Source organism: Paenibacillus sp. fava2 (assembly GCF_058313675.1).
The window spans coordinates 619,382-636,291 of the sequence record NZ_CM177755.1 but is presented as its reverse complement, the minus strand read 5'-3'; the positions used below and the strand labels follow the sequence as shown (position 1 = coordinate 636,291).

The window sequence follows — 16,910 nt, the reverse complement described above, 5'->3', positions numbered from 1 at the left end:
TCTTTTCCGGACTCATATAATGAACCGTTATTGAGCCAAGACAGGAGGTCTTCCAGCCATGCTGTATATTTACGGGCCGCTGCTGCCTGTGCGCATTCTCGAGGAGATTATTTTCTGGAAAACCCAGGAGAAGGAGCATACCGAAGTTATAAAAGGCATTGTTCCCCGCCTGGAGCAGCCTTACGTCAAGCTGCTGGATGAATGGGCTGTTGTCTTCGGCGCAGCAGAGCAGGCCGCACGGCGCCTGCTGGAGGTGTCGCTTGGATCAGGATCTGCCGGGCACCCCGGGCTTGCTTCCGATACGGAGCAACTGGTCCATATCGCCTGCGGCCAGTCCCGCGAGTTCATCCGCCAGCTGTACGCTTTGCGGGAAGCTAGTAGGGCGGTAAATGCCCAGCCGCTTGCCGGAATCGTGATTGTGCACATTATCCGCGAATCAGAGTATTTCCTGGCTGTACTCGGAACGCTGAGCGCGCCGGGACAGGTTGCCGGACTGATGCGGGAAGCCGCCATAGACCAGCCGGAGCTGTATCAGCCGGATTTCAGGGCTGAGCCCTCAGATCCTTTTGCACCTTCCTTCCCGGGGGCTCCGCAGCCGGAGCTGCGTGAGCCGGGCACCGTACCGGTCGGCGGCCATACTCTCCCGCCGCTGCCCTATGCCTATAATGCACTGGAGCCCTACATCGATGAGAAAACAATGGTTATCCACCACGACAAGCATCACCAGAGCTATGTAGACGGACTGAACAAAGCCGAGCTCAAGCTGGCAGAAGCCCGCAAGAACGGCGATTTTGATCTGGTCAAGCATTGGGAGCGGGAGCTGGCCTTTAACGGGGCAGGCCATTATCTGCACACTATCTTCTGGAACGTCCTGTCACCCCAGGGCGGAGGACGGCCGACCGGAGCCTTGCTGGACGCGATTGAGCGCAGCTTCGGCAGCTACGATGCCTTCAAGACCCAGTTCACGGAGGCGGCAAATAAGGTTGAAGGCGGCGGCTGGGCTCTTCTCGTCTGGAGCCCGCGCAGCCGCCGGCTGGAGATCCTGACCGCAGAGAAGCATCAGAATCTGTCACAATGGGATGTTGTCCCGCTGCTGGCGCTGGACGTCTGGGAGCATGCCTACTACCTCAAGCACCAGAATAACCGCGCCGATTATATTAAAGACTGGTGGAAGGTGGTCAACTGGCCATATGTCTCCGAGCGTTATGCCGCTGCCCGCAAGCTGATGTGGCAACCCTTTTAATCCGGTCCCGCCGGTGATAGCAGGGCTTATTACCTTAGGCGAACCAAAAAGCCCGTCCGGCACAGAAGTGCGGGCGGGCTTTCAATATATCCGGAGCGCATTGCAGCCTGCTCCGTTCTATTCTTTGATCAGAGCAAGGAATTCCGCGCGTGCAGCTGCGTCTTCACGGAAGGTGCCTCTGGTGGCCATAGTCACCGTCTTGCTGCCGGGCTTCTTTACCCCGCGGGCGCACATGCACAGATGTTCGCCTTCCACCACAACCATCACGCCGTGCGGACTAAGCACTTCGGCCATAATGTCTGCGATCTGCGCAGTAATGCGTTCCTGCACCTGCAGGCGGCGGCTAACAGCCTCCACAAGACGGGCCAGCTTGCTAAGCCCGGCAATCCGTCCGCTTGGCACGTAACCGATATGGACCTTGCCGAAGAAAGGGGCCATATGATGCTCACACTGGCTGTAATAGACAATATCTTTTACGATGACCAGCTCTTCATGAGACTCATCAAATGTTACGCCGAGCGCCTCGCGGGGATCTACTGAATAACCGCCAAAGATCTCCTCATACATCCGCGTGACGCGTGCCGGCGTATCCAGCAAGCCTTCACGGCCGGTGTCTTCACCGATTAATTCCAATATTCTGGCAACGTGGTACTCGATCTGTTCACGGTTCGCAGATACCTTGCCGTTCACATATTCCTTGATGCCCCCCATTGAGCCTCCCCCTTTCGTCCCCGTATCTGTAATCATCTATTACGAGAACCTCTATCTGCCTTTGCGGCCCTGCTTCTGTCTGGCTGCAGGTGCTGGCCGTCCCGGCTGGTTATTGTTTTTGAGCATCTGCTGCGCACGCTGCATCTGCTTGTTGTTCAGGTTATAACCCATTTGCTTCGCAACCTTCTGGAGCATTTCCGGATCATTCTGCATCGTTGTCATTTGTCTGCGCAGATAGAAAACACCAATGGCAAATCCGCCGATCAGACCTACGACAAGCGTAATAATAGGCAACGCAATATTCATCTAATGTCCACCTCTGTACTCAATTGTCGGCATTGCCCGTCCTGGGCACGCGATTCTATCATAGCATTTCAACATCTGGACAGCAATTGGTAAATCCCATAGGCCAGATCGAAACGGCCATGCCTTTAAAAAAGATAAATCCCTGATTGATCCGGTGCTGTCTGCCCGGCCTCCAGCTCCAGCAGACAGCTCTTAATCCTGAGCCCCCCGGCGTAGCCCACAAGGGCACCTGCAGCCCCGATGACCCGGTGGCAGGGGACAATGACCGGGATTGGGTTGCGGTTATTGGCTCCCCCGACTGCCCGGACCGCCTTGACGTTCCCTGCCGCAAGCGCCATATCCTTATAGGAAGCCGATGCCCCGTAAGGAATGGTGCGCAGCGCTGTCCAGACCTCGAGCTGAAACGGGGTCCCGCGCATATCCAGCGGCAGCGAAAAGTCCCGCCGCTGTCCGCTGAAATACTCTGTGAGCTGATGTTTCACTTCAGCAAGCGGCTCTTCCGCGGACTGCAGCTCCACCTTGCCTATCCGGACAGCCAGCCATTTCTCCATATCCGGCCGCGTCCTGGCAAGCGGACCGAACCGGACCAGACACAATCCCTTGTCCGTTGCGCATAACGTCAAATCACCAATCAGGGATTGCATTTCACTGTAATATACCGTTGTTACATCTGCAGATGCCGCCATACTAAGCTTATTCACCGCCCGGCTCCTTCTGCTCCAGCAGTCTGCCGTGTGCCCGGTCCAGCATTTCCCGCACCGTGCCATCCTCTTCACGCTGCAGCGCCTGCTCCACCGCCGCCAGTGCCTCACTGCCGCCGATTTTACCGAGTGCCCAGGCAGCGGTACCGCGCATCTCCGGACGCGGTTCGCGCAGGACAATCTCGGCCAGCTTCGGAACAGCAGCAGCTTCTTTGAAATTCCCCAGAGCAATTACAGCATTGCGCTGAATCGGCTTCTTGCCGCGCCAGGCTGCCGAGCTCATGCCGAATTTCTCCTTGAATTCCCGGTTGCTGAGATCAAGGATCGGCATCAGCAGCGGCTTGACAATTTCCGGATCAGGCTGCAGCTCCGGACGGTGGTTCCAGCTCTTCCCCCGGTTCTTGGGGCAGACAATCTGACAGGTATCGCATCCGTACAGGCGGTTGCCGATCTTCGTCATATATTCCTCACTCAGAAACCCTTTAGTCTGCGTGAGAAACGAAATGCATGCCTGGGCATTCAGCTGTCCGGGTCCGACCAGCGCCCCCGTAGGACAGGCATCAATACATTTGGTGCAGTCTCCGCAGCCGTCCTCTACAGGCTTATCCGGCGGAAAGGGAATATTCGTGATCATCTCCCCCAGGTAAATCCATGAGCCCCAGTCCGGGGAAATGACCGCACAGTTTTTGCCGCTGAAGCCGATTCCGGCCCGTTCCGCTACCGCACGGTCAACCAGCACTCCCGTATCGACCATACTCTCAAGCACGGCATCAGGAACGCTCTCACGGATAAAGCCCGCCAGCTTCGCCAGCGCTTCCCGCAGGACAAGATGATAATCCCGCCCCCAGGAGGCTCTGGCGAGAATCCCCCGCCGTTCTCCGGGCTCCGACTTGGGCGGGTTCTCCATTTTGGACGGATACGCTACAGCAATAGCAATAATAGACATAGGTTCACCATTCTTCAGGGCCGGGACCGTGCGTTTCTCGAGATCCTGCTCCTCGAAGCCGGACTCATAGCCCTTGTCCCGGTGATCCTGAAGAATGTTCTTCAAATATAGAAAGGGTTCAGCCGTAGTGAACCCGATATCGTCAATCCCCAGCTGCGGGGCAGCCTCTTTAATTTCAGCCTTCAGCTTCTCCCACCTGGAAGCCGGCGGGGCATATGCTGACGGGGCCTTGATGTTCATTTCCGCCTTCTCCTTTATTGAGCATGATTCAGCCGGTCTGGCCGGTGCAGTTTATAGTGCATTCAGCTTGGACAGGGGCCACCAGATATATGCAGCCTTTCCGATTATATAGGACTCCGGAACAGCACCAAAATAACGGCTGTCCTTACTGGCTCCGGCATGGCGGTTGTCACCCATTACGAAATAGGTTCCTGCTTCAACCGTTACCGCCTGGAAATCGGAATCCTGAATTACCGTATCAATATATGGCTCCTCAGCTAATACGCCATTGACATACAACTGATGCTCCTTTACTTCTATAACATCTCCGGGTACCCCGATCACGCGTTTGACCAGATACTCCTTCCGGTCCGGCCCGATACTTGGATCATGAAGCACAACAATATCACCCCGTCCGGGGTCCGCAAAGCTGAGGGTGATTTTGTTAATAATCAGCTTCTCGCCTTCATACAGCGTCGGCTGCATGGACTGTCCGATCACAGTCGAGACATTGAATACGAATATATTAAGCAGCGACATGACTGCAAATACAATTGCAGCAGTAACCATCCAGTCCCGTATCTCGCGGACCCATCTCTGCGCCGGAGTCCTTCTGGAGCCGTTATGGGTAACTGAGCGGTATCTTTGCTTGCGGCTGCGTATGAGTTCCTCTTTGGTTTCCCCGTTCATATGCCACCCTCTTGCTCCGGTAATTAGTAGGGTACTGCCGCCGCTGCAGCTTTAGCCCGTAACAATAGAAAAGCATATCTCCCGGCCATTTGCAACGGACAACGGGGAGATATGCTTCAGTATAATGGAACAGACCATATAAGTCGTTAAAGTTCTCTATTCTAGTAAATGTTTCCGCTTACGTCATACCGGATGGCAAAGGTTCTTATCCGACAATGCTAAGCTTGCGTACGGATTTAAAAATCTGATTCTCGTTATAGCCCATAGCTTCATACAGGGGCAACGCAAACGAATTGTGCTCATCAACAGCCACGTAAATACCGCTAACCTTGCGTGCCTGGAATCTGCTCTCCATTGCCGAAACCAGACTTCTGCCGATTCCTCTGCGGCGGTATTCGGGATGAATGGCGATGCGGAAATAACAGCCATGATTCTTTTCAATCGTACCAATCAGCGCACCGACAATTTCTCCTTCTTCTTCAGCAACTACAATGAGATCGGAATCCCAGGAAAGCTGCCTGGAAAAAGGCTCCATCGTGTTCTCGAAACATTCTTCCGACAATGCGGTCTGCAGCAATTCAGTCACAGGGGTAACGTCGCTTAATTGAAAGGAACGAACGTGCATTCTTTATAATCTCCCTTTTCTATGGCTTGGATGTTACAAAAAGAAGGAGTTCCTGCAAAAATAAACACAGAAAAAAAGCATGAAAAAAAAGTAATGGATGTTATCTGAAGAAGCGGCCGGATCCATCTTAACGTAGAAGCTTTTCTTGTGGTCAAAGAAGTATTAACCGAATGTAAACGGCTGATCACATCTTCAATGTTCAAAAAACGAGGAATACCTGCTTTTAACTCTATTAAAGCACACTTTTCTGGCGATATCACCATTTTTCTTTAGTAAGCGCTTTATATCAAGCGCTTTTATTAAAACAATTTACACATTTTCATGATAAAGGTAAAATCCCGGGTATAGAAACTGCTACCCCGGGTTAATCTATCTCTTTAACATAGTGTTTACACTTCCCGTGAGGTTGTCACAGCTGTCACTTTTTAAACATTTATGTTTGTTTAATGTTGCATTCTTCTTCCAGATACGGTTTAATAATAATATCGTAGTGGTTACATACCCTATAAGGCGTATTGGAAATAAGGGGTTTTGACGTCAAGACCGCCAAAATTCTTTATCATACAAATTCTCATAAAACTCAGGAGGGATTTTTCCATGGCATTTCAATTACCGGCACTTCCTTACCCGAACAACGCACTTGAACCGCACATCGACGCTCTGACGATGGAAATTCACCATGACAGACATCACAACACTTATGTGACGAACCTGAACGCCGCTCTGGAAAAGGCGCCTGAACTGCAAGACAAGAGCATTGAAGAGCTGCTCACTGACCTGAACGCAGTACCTGAAGCCATCCGCACTGCAGTTCGCAACAACGGCGGCGGACATGCCAACCACACTCTGTTCTGGGAAGTTATCGGACCTAACGGCGGCGGCGCTCCAACAGGCGCTCTTGCAGCAGCCATTGACAGCGAGCTCGGCGGCTTCGATAAATTCAAAGAAGATTTCGCTGCTGCAGCAACTACCCGTTTCGGCAGCGGCTGGGCATGGCTCGTTGTTAAAGACGGCAAGCTTGCTGTAACAAGCACTCCTAACCAGGACAACCCGATCAGCGAAGGGGCTACACCAATCCTTGGTCTGGACGTATGGGAGCATGCTTACTACCTGAACTACCAGAACAAACGCCCTGATTACATCAAAGCGTTCTGGAACGTAGTGAACTGGGAAGAAGTCGGCAAACGCTACGAAAGCGCAAAATAAGACTCCTGCCGCATAAGCGGCTTGAGTGAACATAACGGATACTGCCCTTTGGGCGGTATCCGTTTTTGTGTTCAGGTGAGGCGGGCTGGACTGTTCATGAAAGTAGTACAACATTTTAACCTTCGAGCAGGTACCGGCTGATTGCATCTAAATCCGGCTGCCTGAAGTCAGGGATGCTTATAGACCATCATTAGGGAGGGTTACCTTAAGAGTTAATTGCAGTTTGTGCAGCTAAAATACCGGTTTTTCCGCGCAACTGCCGATTAGCTGCATTCTGTGCAGTTAAATAAACGGATAATGCCAGATTCAGCCGTTTCGGGCTGATTTAGCTGCATGAACTGCATCTATATGGTGCAAAAGCTGACAACCGCCGGTTTTAAGTGTACAAAGTACAGCTATCCAAATAGCTAATGATGGCAATGCATCTGCAGGTGAGGTCAAGTCACGCTAAGCGGAAAATCATCACCTATTAAGACGGCATTTGCCGGGATAGGGATTCTAGTTAGCAAAAAGACACTTAAATCTACCACCTGTCTGCTCAAAGGGGCATTCCGCTTAAAATAAGTGTCGTTTTTACACCTAATAATAAAGGCCCTGCCGTAGCATACGGCAAGGCCTTTATCTTGTTGAGGTTGCTGCTAAAGCTGCAATAATGAAGAAGCACCCACAGTACATTCGCTTCGCAGCTATTGTACTCATTAAGCTTCATTATCAGCACTCGCCTATCCCTTGCAGCTAACATACGCAGCATATGCAGCTGCCTACAGCTGCTCCTTCTCTGCCTCATCGAAGTAACTGTTCAGCAGCTTGAGAAAAACGTTCGGAAACGCGTAGTCCGCCATGTCCTCACGGCGGATCCAGCGCACAGCGCCGGCGTCCTCCGGATGGCCGCCATCCGCGAACGGCTCCGCCGGCGCAAGCTCCGCAGCCGCATAGGACGCCCGCGCTTCTGCCGCCAGCGGCAGCGCCAGGGCGTCCTCCTCCCTGCAGATGTACACCTGCAGGGTCCAAACAATGTGGCTGAACGTGTGCTCCGCAGCCGTCCAGTGCCCCTCAGGCCGGGCGAGAATCCCGGCCTGGCGCAGGGACCGGCGCAGCCGGTCCAGCGCTGCCGCCTCCGGCAGCGCACCGGGGCCGCCGCCCTCGGCAGGCGGCGCAGGCCAATGCGGCAGCTCCCACATGCGGGCTAACAGCCCGCTCTGTGGCCGCTGCCGGATCAGCACCCGGCCGGCGTGCTCGCCGCTGCCGGTGACCAGGGCCGCCAGCCGCTCTTCCGGGCGCGGCGGCTTGGCCTTGGTCTTGACGGGCAGCGAGGTCTCGCAGCCCGCCAGGCGCGCCGCGCAGTGCTCCATCACCGGGCAGATCAGGCAGCGCGGTGATTTCGGCGTGCAGACCAGCGCGCCAAGCTCCATCAGCGCCTGATTGAAGTGCGATGCCTCTCCCTCCGGGATCAGCTCGGCCGCCAGGCGCTCCATTTTTACCCGGGTCGGAACCTTGGCAATGTCATCCTCCAGCAGGAAATAGCGGGACAACACCCGCATGACATTGCCATCCACCGCCGGCTCAGGCCGGTTGAAGGCAATGCTGAGGATAGCTCCGGCGGTGTACGGCCCGACTCCCTTCAGTCCGAATACTGCATCCCGGTCATTCGGGACCTCCCCGCCATACAGCTCCTTGACCTGCCGGGCCGCATACTGCAGATTCCGGGCTCTTGAGTAGTAGCCGAGGCCTTCCCAGCATTTCAGCACCTCTTCCTCAGGCGCATCCGCCAGCGACTCTACCGTAGGAAACCGTTCGATGAACCGGTTGAAATAAGGGATGACCGTATCCACCCTCGTCTGCTGCAGCATGATCTCCGAAATCCAGATATAATACGGATTACGGTGACGCCGCCATGGCAGATCACGCTTCTGAACCTTATACCATTCCAGCAGATTCGTGCTGAAAAACCGTTTTACCTCCTGCTCCTGCTGTTCATGCGTTGTCATTCTTTATCTCCTTGCCTATAAATTCTATTTATACAAAAGGACTGTCCTTAACTCTTCCATTAATCCTTAGTCCCTGCGCTCCACAACCGCAAAGGTCGAAGCCAATTCCTGGCTGTGGGTGATGGTCAGATGGAGAATATACTCTTCCCTGTTCATGCCCAGCCTGGACCAGGCAGCCTCCGAGAGCGTCACGGAGGGCTTGCCGGAGCCATCCGGCAGTATCTCTATATCCTGAAAGCCCACTTCACTGCCGATTCCGCAGCCCAGCGCTTTTACAACCGCCTCTTTGGCGGCAAACCGGCCGGAGACAAATTCAGCCAGCCTGCCTGTCCGCCCGTCTGCCAGCTGCAGCTCGGCCGTTGTAAGGATGCGCCGGATAAGTTTGGGGCCGGATTCCCTGGCCAGTATCCGCTTCATGCGGCCGATCTCCAGCACATCATGGCCGATTCCATAAATCACAACTTCACACTCCTTATGAGCTTGACGCCTTCAAACACATTCATCTGCCATCTTTCTTTAACCGCTTTAATAATGGTATTATCTTCATATACATTCTGGGTATTCTGAGATGATTATAGTCCGGCTTTTAGATTCTGTCATATTATCTCTGATTAAAGAGAGGGGATTCGCCCGATGAACCGTAATTTCGAGTTGCCTGCCGGAGAGGACGCAGTCCTGCGCTGCTCCCATTTCCCTGCCCGCAGTAAGGCCAAGAGCCTGATAGTCATCGCACACGGCTACAAAGGATTCAAAGATTGGGGGATGTTCCCCTACACCGCAGCCGCACTCAGCCATGAACATGAAGTCATCTCCTTCAACTTTTCCCATGCCGGGATCGGCGAGGATTTGCAGCATTTTACCGAGCTTGAGAAGTTTGCCCGCAACACCTATAACCGGGAGATCAAAGACATGGAGATCCTGCTCTCCTATCTCAGCCAGCACCATAAATTCGGAGCCCTGCCCCTGTTTCTGCTGGGACACAGCCGGGGAGCCGGCGACAGTCTGCTCTACGCGCTGGACCATCCCGATGAGGTTGCCGGAGTCATCTCCTGGAACGGGATTACCGACCTTGATCTGTTCACCGGGGAGCAGAAGCAGGAAATGAGAACATTAGGCCGCAGCCATGTACTTAACGGCCGTACCGGCCAGCAAATGCCGCTCGATGCTGTGATCCTTGAAGATCTGGAGCGCCAGGCTGAGCGTTACAATATTCTTGAGCGGATGAAATCGGCCTCTTTCCCGGTCGTCCTGATCCAGGGAACCGAAGACAGCGCAAGGCTGCGGCAGGGATCCGAGCAGTTAACCGCGCTCCGTCCCGATATCAGCTGGGTGCAGATTGCCGGAGGCGACCATACCTTCTGCAGCGTTCATCCCTTTGCCGGAACAACACCGCAATTGGAGCAGGCGATTGCAGCTTCGGAAGCTTTTATCGGGCACACGCTGGAGAACAGCAGCCTGCTCTGACCTGCACAGCAAAACCGCCGGAAAGCGGTACAGGCTGACTCCGGCGGTTAGTATTGACCTATGAATCCTGGGGCAGGAACTTTAGCGCCTGCCCCTGTTAAATCCCCGGTATGACATTACGTTTATGAGCGGTTCTCTTATAGTAGCGTTCAAGCTTCTCCGCTGCCTCCGGACTGACCGGCTTGCCCTCCAGATAGTCGCTGTTCTCATCGTATGTGAGGCCGAGCTCGGTTTCATCCGTTTGACCAGGCCACAGGCCCGCTGTCGGCGCCTTGGTCACAACCTCGGCCGGCACTCCCAGATAGACCGCAAGCTGGCGTACCTGACGCTTATTAAGCGTACTCAGCGGCGTAATGTCAACCGCACCGTCGCCCCACTTGGTATAGAAGCCGGTAATTGCCTCGGAAGCATGATCCGTACCCACTACCAGCAGATTATTCTCAAAAGCGAGCGCATACTGCATCACCATCCGCGTTCTGGCTTTTACATTCCCCTTGCCCTGATGCGTAATATGGCGGTGCTGCCCCAGCGCCTTGAGGCTGTGCTCCACTTCGAGCGCAATCTCATTAACCGCTTCTTCAATATTGGTTTCAACTTTGCGGGTAAGCCCAAACGCCTCGGCCACTGCATAGCTGTGCTCAATATCCTCCTGCTCACCGTAAGGCTGGAAAACACCAAGCGTAATATATTCCTTGCCTTCCTCGGCGGTCAGCTCGTCCGTCGCCCGTTTGCACAATCCTGCAGCGACTGCGCTGTCGACACCGCCGCTGATCGCAATCAGCAGCCCCTGGGCACCGGCCTGACGTACATAAGATTTCAGGAAATCCACACGTTTCTGTACCTCTGCTTCCACATCAATGGCCGGCTTGACGCCAAGGGCAGCAATAATCTCTTCTTGCAGGCTCATAACCATTCCTCCGTTTCTGCATCTCCTTATTTGAAAAAAAATCCCGCAGAGCCGGGCTTCCGGCCGCCGCGAGATTCCTCTGATTTATTACCCTTAATTTACTGGCAATAACGGTCGAAAACCTCTTTCAATTCAGCAGCAATTTCGCTTGCCGAACGGTCTTCAACACCATGGCGCTCAATAAAATGAACAAGCTCCCCATCCTTCATCAGTGCGATGGAAGGTGAAGAAGGCGGATATGGAGCGAAGTATTCACGCGCTTTGGCGGTTGCTTCCTTCTCCTGGCCCGCGAACACCGTAAACAGGTGATCCGGCAGAATTTCATTCTGCAGAGCTTGGGCTACGCCTGGACGGCATTGGCCGGCTGCACAGCCGCACACTGAGTTCACAACAACAAGCGCTGTTCCTTTTGCAGCTGGAAGAGCGGCTTCCACCTCTTCCGGAGTCAACAATTCCTGGAACCCGATACCGGTCAGGTCATCACGCATAGGCTGAATCGAATCCCGCATATATTGATTAAATGACATGGACATTTCTTCTGCACTCTCCTTTGCCTCTTGAATGTAAGGTTAGGCTGCATTACCGCAGCAATCACTAACTTTATTATACATACATACCCTGTGAAAGCAAGGAATGCGGGCCGGATGCCCCCCCTTATCCCGCAAGGTTTTCTTCTTCCGCTTCATAGGGGAGGGCTACCGTTATAGCAGTACCTTCTCCCGCCGCAGAATCTACCCTGATGGTGCCGTTATGACGCTCAACAATGCTCAGGCACAGCGGCAGACCGAGGCCTGTCCCGTGGTTCTTCGTCGTAAAAAAGGGAGTAAACAAATTCGCAAGCTTATCTTGTTCAATCCCGCTGCCGGTATCCCTGATCACAATTTCAATATTGCCGTTGTTCACCCGGGTTTCCAGAGTCAGCACTCCCTTGGCCTCCATAGCTTCCATTCCGTTGCGGGCCAGATTCAGAATCAGCTGCTTGACCTCCCGGACATTCAGCCTGAGGAGCGGCAGGGCAGGAGCTGTGTTCAGCTCAACGCTCTGGCCGCGCAGATTGGCATCCGCCCAGATCAGCGGAGACAATTCTTCTATTATATGATGGAACTGAACCAGTTCTTTGTCCGACACCCTGCTTTGAGCCAGCGACAGAAAATCATCGATGATTCCGTTGGCACGGTCCAGCTCATCCATTACGATCTGATAATAGGAATCAAGCTCCCCCGGACTTTTCTCCCGCATTAGCTGCAGGAACCCGCGCACTACGGCCATGGGATTACGGATCTCATGAGTGATGCCGGCCGCCATCTGTCCTACCAGCGTCAGCCGTTCGGCATGATCCAGCTCCGTGCGGAGCTTCTCTTCCTCCGTCACATCCTGAACAATCATCACCACGCCGTCCGAAAAACCGGAACCTTGCTGAACCGGAGCCGTGTATATCTGATAAATGTAGTCTCCGCAGTTTATTTTGGCATTGGAGCGCTGTTTATTAAAAAACACGGCCTTCAGCTGCATATAGGTCTGTTTGTCCACACTGTCTGCAAACAGCAGCGCCGCCTGCCGGGAAAGAATCAACTCTCTTGTATAATCCGGATAGTGCCTCCGGATCAGCTTCAGCATGAACTCATTGAGCTCTGTAATATAGCCGAGTTCATTCATCGACATAATATTAAGCTGGACAATATCTGTGACCTGCTCCAGTTTTTTGGATTCCCACATGAACCGTTCCGAAAGGCCCTCCATCTTCTCTTTTACCAGAACCTTATCCCAGGCGGTTTCGATGCAAAAGATCAGCAGACCGCCTGTCAGCACAGCGACAAACAGGTAGGCTGTAACCAGTATTACATCAGAGGTAAATGTCTGTGCCTCGCGGATTTTCTCCATATGGGGCACCATGACAACAAAAAACATGCACGGGAACAAAACAGCCCACAGCAGCATTACCTTTTCTAACCATTTAGCCTGTTTGAAAGGACGCGCTAAACCAAAGAGCAGCGGATACAGCAATGCCCCTGAATTCATGATGATGGCGCTCAGACCCGGCGGCTCAGAGAACAGGGCGGTACTCAGCAGAAAGAACGCAGCCAGGCTTAGCCCGGAACGGAAAGGCGCATACAGGATGCCGATAAAAGCCGGCAGAACCGCCAGATTAAGATAGACCCCTCCGGCCAGTGACGAGGAAAAGATCGTACAGACGGCAATGCTGAGCGCACAGCCGATAACCAGAAAGGACAAATCATCAGGGAGACGCCTGTTCCTGCGGGTCATATGACCCTGGTCCAGCCACCATTGAAACACAAATAAAAAGGAACCGGCTGCCGATATCTGCAATAGAATATCCTTAATTTCCTCAATAATTGTAATCACTCCCTGAGTTAGACAAAATACCCTTTCCAATTAAGATTAAAGCATAGCCAGGGCAGTTCTGACAACGGAAATCCCGCAAAGATCCGGGCGCTGCATTGAAACGGCTGACATGGTAAAATTAAAGCAAACAAACAGTTTGGGAGTTAAACAAATGAGATACGATGTAATCATAATCGGCGGGGGCTCCGCCGGGCTGATGGCCGGTATTGCCGCAAGCAGTAAGGGCGGGAAGGTGCTTCTGCTGGAAAAAGGAGACAAGCTGGGGCGTAAGCTGGGCATCTCCGGCGGCGGCCGCTGCAATGTCACCAACAATAAAGAGATTGATGAGCTGATCAAGTATATTCCGGGAAACGGCCGGTTTCTTTACAGCGCTTTTTCCCAGTTCAACAATAAAGACATTATCGCCTTTTTCGAGAATTTGGGAATCCGGCTGAAGGAAGAGGACAACGGGCGGATGTTTCCGGTGAGCGATAAAGCGAAAACGGTTGTGGACACCCTCGTCAATCAGGTACGGGGACAGGGAGTGCAGATCCGGCTGCACGCGCCGGTGCGCGAGCTTCTCTACAAAGAAGGACGGGTTGAAGGCGTCCGGCTGCAGAGCGGCGAGGTTATAGAGGCCCGCAGCGTCATTGTTGCAGCAGGCGGCAAGTCCGTGCCCCAGACCGGCTCAACAGGGGACGGCTATGCCTGGGCTGAACAGGCGGGGCATACGATCACGGAGCTTTTTCCGACCGAAGTTCCGCTTACCTCCAATGAACCTTTTATCCAGAGCAAGGAGCTTCAGGGCCTCTCTCTGAGAGAGGTGTCCCTGTCCGTATGGAATCCTAAAGGCAAAAAGCTTATTGAGCACCAGGGGGATATGCTGTTTACCCACTTTGGCATTTCCGGGCCGATTGCCCTGCGCTGCAGCCAGTTTGTCGTCAAGGCCCTGAAGCAGTACGGCAGCGGAAACATTGAGGTCTCGATTGATTTTCTGCCCGAAAAGAGTAAAGAAGATGTGTATAACGAAACGCTGAAGCTGGCCGCCCAGGAATCAAAAAAATCGGTCAAAAATGTGCTGAAGGGCTATCTGCCTGAGCGGATCATCCCGATTCTGCTGCAGAGGGCGGGGCTGCCGGATAATCTTACTTATGACAATATCCCCAAGCAGGACTGGCAGCAGCTTGCCCAGCTGGTCAAACGTTTTCCGATCAGAGTGTACGGCACGCTGTCGATCGAGGAGGCTTTTGTTACTGGCGGCGGCATTAACCTCAAAGAGGTTGATCCCAAAACGATGCAGTCCAAGCTGATGGAGGGCCTGTATTTCTGCGGTGAGATCCTCGATATTCACGGCTATACCGGAGGTTATAATATTACGGCTGCTTTCTCCACAGGTTATATGGCGGGGGATCATGCGGCAGACCGGCTTGGATAGGAGCAGCTTCTACTCTTAGAGATGCCAAAAAGCGTTGCCTGCGGCCTATGCGCGGGCAACGCTTTTTATATGGGGTTTCAGAGCACTTAATGCTCTGTCAGCCGGATCGTGCTGTAAATCCGGGCGATGAAAGTTCCGATACCGAAGCCCAGCGGGGCAAACAGCAGCAGCCCCCACCAGCCGTACAGCGGAATACAGACCACCGCGGAGCACAGTACCGTATACGGAACAGCAAGAATCAGCATAGCCTTGGAGCCGGCCGCAGCCTTCTGCGCTTTCGTAAACGGCAGGATGCCGATATAATCATCTCCGGCGAAGAGCAGCCAGAAGGAGCTCAGCCAGTAGCACATTAATAAAGCCAGCACGACAAGCAGAATCCATTTCAGGAAGGCCGGAGCAATAAGGAGTGCACTCATGGATACGCCTGTAAACGATAAATACAGCTTCAGGTGAGCCGGATTGCGCACCAGCGCCTTGATTCCGGCTGCAGTAAAGCGGCTCTCCGGCTGCCTGGAGGACAGCAGCGGCTGCGATCTGCGGAAGATCCACGGCTTGTACCGGGTGGGACGCGGCTTATCCAGCACGCCGCGCAGCAGCAGGCCGGCAATTCGCATCCGCTGCTTGTAGTCCTCGCGCACATCGCTGAGGAAGGTTCCCTGCAGCCGGAGGCGGCAGCGCAGAGCCCAGACGGTTACTGCTGCGTATACAGCGGCTGCTGCAAGCAGCAGCCAGGGGCTGTTCTGCCAGAGCAGTGCCAGCCATACATACAGCCCGGCAGGCACTGTCACAGCGGGAAGCAGCCGCAGCCAGCGGCGGAAGCCCTGACGCTGTACCCTGACGATATGCCCCAGCAGCTTGATGCTCCAGCCGGCAGTGACCGTCAGCAGCAGCAGCGCTCCGGCCGCTGCCGGACTGAGCCCGTAGCCGCGGATAATAAAGGGCAGTAGAACAGCGTATACCGCAGCTATTTTGAGCGCAGTTACGGTCAGGCTGTAAATCATCCCGCGCAGCAGGATACTTCTTATCCAGCTCTGCCGCTGTCTGAGAAACAGCAGATCACCTTCCTGAAGCAGCAGGACCATTCCGCCGGTCAGCAGCAGGACTGCAAGCAGCAGCAGAAGCGTTATGAAGGGCAGGACCGTAGTCCAAGCCGGGACCTCGCCCGACCAGAAGCCGTAGTAGAACCGGCCGCCAAGCAGGCCGCCGGGAATTACAATATAGAGCAGCACCGTCCAGTCTGCAGCCGTCCGGATGATGGCCGATTGCTCGCGCCAATGCGAGAACAGCCGCCGCCGGAACAGGCGCGGTCCGGTAGGGAAAGCATAGCCAGCTCCTGCTGGACGGGGGCTGCTATCTGCAGCCGTATGTTCGCGCGCCCTCATGTCAATTCGTCGAAGCAATCAAACAACGACCCCTCCGGCAGATCGGCACTGTCACGGATTTCTTCCAGCGTGCCTGTTGCTGCTATTTCGCCGCCGGAGATCAGCACGAAGCTGTCACAGATTTTCTCCGCCGTGTCGAGGACATGCGTGGACATAAGCACGCCTGCCCCGCGCTTCCGCTCAGCTTCCAGCAGCCGCAGGAAATCCTTGGTCGCACGCGGGTCCAGCCCGATAAACGGCTCATCCACGATGTATACGTCAGGTTGAACGAGAAAGCCGAGCATCAGCATCATCTTCTGCTTCATGCCCTTGGAGAAGCCTGCCGGAAGATCGTCGCGCACATGGCTCATGCCAAACTGCACCAGCAGCTTCTCTGCTGCCGGCTCAAACTGGTCATACGGCAGGCCATAAGCGGCAGCAGCCAGATCCAGATGCTCCCAGAGTGTCAGATCCTCATAAAATACCGGCTGCTCCGGTACATAGGCATAGGATTTATTCTCCCCGCCAAGCGTTACTCTGGCTTTGGCATGCTTGAGCAGGCCGAGCAGCGTCTTGATCGTCGTACTTTTGCCGGCGCCATTCGGGCCGATCAGCCCCAGCAGCTCTCCGCGCCGGACCTGAAAGGAGATGTCGGAAATCCGTTTGTCCCCCGCCTCATAGCCGGCCTCTTCAATATCGACATCCAAAACAATCTCCCGCTCTTCCCCCAACTCTTCCATCTCTTCCATTCCGCTTTCCATCTCC

General features: G+C 54.1%; 15 protein-coding genes and 1 pseudogene. 4 read left to right on the top strand and 12 right to left on the bottom strand.

The window, feature by feature from the left end; all coding sequences use genetic code 11:
- Positions 1 to 58 precede the first annotated feature (58 nt).
- The gene (locus AC4G46_RS02960) at positions 59 to 1,243 is read left to right on the top strand and encodes a Fe-Mn family superoxide dismutase (protein WP_491126618.1); all 1,185 of its coding nucleotides are present in this window, start codon (positions 59 to 61) and stop codon (positions 1,241 to 1,243) included.
- A gap of 117 nt (positions 1,244 to 1,360) precedes the next feature.
- Here the strand turns inward: AC4G46_RS02960 and folE are convergent, their stop codons facing one another.
- From folE to AC4G46_RS02935, 5 genes and pseudogenes are all read right to left on the bottom strand, one after another.
- Complete coding sequence (gene folE / locus AC4G46_RS02955) at positions 1,361 to 1,954, bottom strand: GTP cyclohydrolase I FolE (protein ID WP_068723229.1); 594 nt, start codon at positions 1,952 to 1,954, stop codon at positions 1,361 to 1,363.
- A gap of 51 nt (positions 1,955 to 2,005) precedes the next feature.
- Positions 2,006 to 2,260, bottom strand: a complete 255-nt coding sequence (locus tag AC4G46_RS02950) for a YneF family protein (protein ID WP_068723224.1) — start codon at positions 2,258 to 2,260, stop codon at positions 2,006 to 2,008.
- 125 nt (positions 2,261 to 2,385) lie between these two features.
- Positions 2,386 to 4,147: pseudogene (queG, locus tag AC4G46_RS02945) on the bottom strand (tRNA epoxyqueuosine(34) reductase QueG).
- A gap of 51 nt (positions 4,148 to 4,198) precedes the next feature.
- Positions 4,199 to 4,816 carry a signal peptidase I gene (gene lepB / locus AC4G46_RS02940; protein WP_491126617.1) on the bottom strand — a complete coding sequence of 206 codons (618 nt, stop codon included), beginning with the start codon at positions 4,814 to 4,816 and terminating at the stop codon, positions 4,199 to 4,201.
- A 205-nt stretch (positions 4,817 to 5,021) separates the two neighbouring features.
- The gene (locus AC4G46_RS02935; protein ID WP_090715169.1) at positions 5,022 to 5,441 is read right to left on the bottom strand and encodes a GNAT family N-acetyltransferase; all 420 of its coding nucleotides are present in this window, start codon (positions 5,439 to 5,441) and stop codon (positions 5,022 to 5,024) included.
- Positions 5,442 to 6,038: 597 nt separating this feature from the next.
- Here AC4G46_RS02935 and AC4G46_RS02930 point away from each other — a divergent pair.
- Complete coding sequence (locus tag AC4G46_RS02930; protein ID WP_342564136.1) at positions 6,039 to 6,647, top strand: superoxide dismutase; 609 nt, start codon at positions 6,039 to 6,041, stop codon at positions 6,645 to 6,647.
- A gap of 761 nt (positions 6,648 to 7,408) precedes the next feature.
- Here the strand turns inward: AC4G46_RS02930 and mutY are convergent.
- The gene (gene mutY / locus AC4G46_RS02925; protein WP_491126616.1) at positions 7,409 to 8,635 is read right to left on the bottom strand and encodes an A/G-specific adenine glycosylase; all 1,227 of its coding nucleotides are present in this window, start codon (positions 8,633 to 8,635) and stop codon (positions 7,409 to 7,411) included.
- 66 nt (positions 8,636 to 8,701) lie between these two features.
- Positions 8,702 to 9,094 carry a holo-ACP synthase gene (gene acpS / locus AC4G46_RS02920; protein ID WP_491126615.1) on the bottom strand — a complete coding sequence of 131 codons (393 nt, stop codon included), beginning with the start codon at positions 9,092 to 9,094 and terminating at the stop codon, positions 8,702 to 8,704.
- Between the two features lie 174 nt (positions 9,095 to 9,268).
- Here acpS and AC4G46_RS02915 point away from each other — a divergent pair, with 174 nt between their 5' ends.
- Positions 9,269 to 10,099: an alpha/beta hydrolase family protein gene (locus tag AC4G46_RS02915; protein ID WP_491126614.1), complete on the top strand. Its 831-nt coding sequence runs from the start codon at positions 9,269 to 9,271 to the stop codon at positions 10,097 to 10,099.
- A 97-nt stretch (positions 10,100 to 10,196) separates the two neighbouring features.
- Here AC4G46_RS02915 and nadE read toward each other — a convergent pair whose 3' ends face one another.
- The 3 genes from nadE to AC4G46_RS02900 form a co-directional block, all read right to left on the bottom strand.
- The gene (gene nadE, locus AC4G46_RS02910) at positions 10,197 to 11,006 is read right to left on the bottom strand and encodes an NAD(+) synthase (protein WP_491126613.1); all 810 of its coding nucleotides are present in this window, start codon (positions 11,004 to 11,006) and stop codon (positions 10,197 to 10,199) included.
- A 98-nt stretch (positions 11,007 to 11,104) separates the two neighbouring features.
- Positions 11,105 to 11,539, bottom strand: a complete 435-nt coding sequence (locus AC4G46_RS02905; RefSeq protein ID WP_491126612.1) for a BrxA/BrxB family bacilliredoxin — start codon at positions 11,537 to 11,539, stop codon at positions 11,105 to 11,107.
- Between the two features lie 121 nt (positions 11,540 to 11,660).
- The gene (locus AC4G46_RS02900; protein WP_491126611.1) at positions 11,661 to 13,370 is read right to left on the bottom strand and encodes a two-component system sensor histidine kinase NtrB; all 1,710 of its coding nucleotides are present in this window, start codon (positions 13,368 to 13,370) and stop codon (positions 11,661 to 11,663) included.
- Between the two features lie 151 nt (positions 13,371 to 13,521).
- Here AC4G46_RS02900 and AC4G46_RS02895 point away from each other — a divergent pair, with 151 nt between their 5' ends.
- Positions 13,522 to 14,784, top strand: coding sequence for a BaiN/RdsA family NAD(P)/FAD-dependent oxidoreductase (locus tag AC4G46_RS02895; protein WP_491126610.1), 1,263 nt, complete (start codon positions 13,522 to 13,524; stop codon positions 14,782 to 14,784).
- Positions 14,785 to 14,870: 86 nt separating this feature from the next.
- Here the strand turns inward: AC4G46_RS02895 and AC4G46_RS02890 are convergent, their stop codons facing one another.
- Both AC4G46_RS02890 and AC4G46_RS02885 read right to left on the bottom strand, forming a co-directional pair.
- Positions 14,871 to 16,184, bottom strand: a complete 1,314-nt coding sequence (locus tag AC4G46_RS02890) for an ABC transporter permease (RefSeq protein ID WP_491126609.1) — start codon at positions 16,182 to 16,184, stop codon at positions 14,871 to 14,873.
- A complete protein-coding gene (locus AC4G46_RS02885) occupies positions 16,163 to 16,894 on the bottom strand; it encodes an ABC transporter ATP-binding protein (RefSeq protein ID WP_491126608.1) in 732 nt (243 codons plus the stop codon). Before AC4G46_RS02885 ends, AC4G46_RS02890 begins: the two co-directional genes overlap by 22 nt.
- Positions 16,895 to 16,910 lie beyond the last annotated feature (16 nt).

Excerpts from the sequence above, each read along its gene's own strand:
- AC4G46_RS02960 (WP_491126618.1), top strand. The coding sequence starts at position 59 with ATGCTGTATATTTACGGGCCGCTGCTGCCTGTGCGCATTCTCGAGGAG.
- folE (WP_068723229.1), bottom strand. The coding sequence starts at position 1,954 with ATGGGGGGCATCAAGGAATATGTGAACGGCAAGGTATCTGCGAACCGT.
- AC4G46_RS02950 (WP_068723224.1), bottom strand. The coding sequence starts at position 2,260 with ATGAATATTGCGTTGCCTATTATTACGCTTGTCGTAGGTCTGATCGGC.
- lepB (WP_491126617.1), bottom strand. The coding sequence starts at position 4,816 with ATGAACGGGGAAACCAAAGAGGAACTCATACGCAGCCGCAAGCAAAGA.
- AC4G46_RS02935 (WP_090715169.1), bottom strand. The coding sequence starts at position 5,441 with ATGCACGTTCGTTCCTTTCAATTAAGCGACGTTACCCCTGTGACTGAA.
- AC4G46_RS02930 (WP_342564136.1), top strand. The coding sequence starts at position 6,039 with ATGGCATTTCAATTACCGGCACTTCCTTACCCGAACAACGCACTTGAA.
- mutY (WP_491126616.1), bottom strand. The coding sequence starts at position 8,635 with ATGACAACGCATGAACAGCAGGAGCAGGAGGTAAAACGGTTTTTCAGC.
- AC4G46_RS02915 (WP_491126614.1), top strand. The coding sequence starts at position 9,269 with ATGAACCGTAATTTCGAGTTGCCTGCCGGAGAGGACGCAGTCCTGCGC.
- nadE (WP_491126613.1), bottom strand. The coding sequence starts at position 11,006 with ATGAGCCTGCAAGAAGAGATTATTGCTGCCCTTGGCGTCAAGCCGGCC.
- AC4G46_RS02905 (WP_491126612.1), bottom strand. The coding sequence starts at position 11,539 with ATGTCCATGTCATTTAATCAATATATGCGGGATTCGATTCAGCCTATG.
- AC4G46_RS02895 (WP_491126610.1), top strand. The coding sequence starts at position 13,522 with ATGAGATACGATGTAATCATAATCGGCGGGGGCTCCGCCGGGCTGATG.
- AC4G46_RS02885 (WP_491126608.1), bottom strand. The coding sequence starts at position 16,894 with ATGGAAGAGATGGAAGAGTTGGGGGAAGAGCGGGAGATTGTTTTGGAT.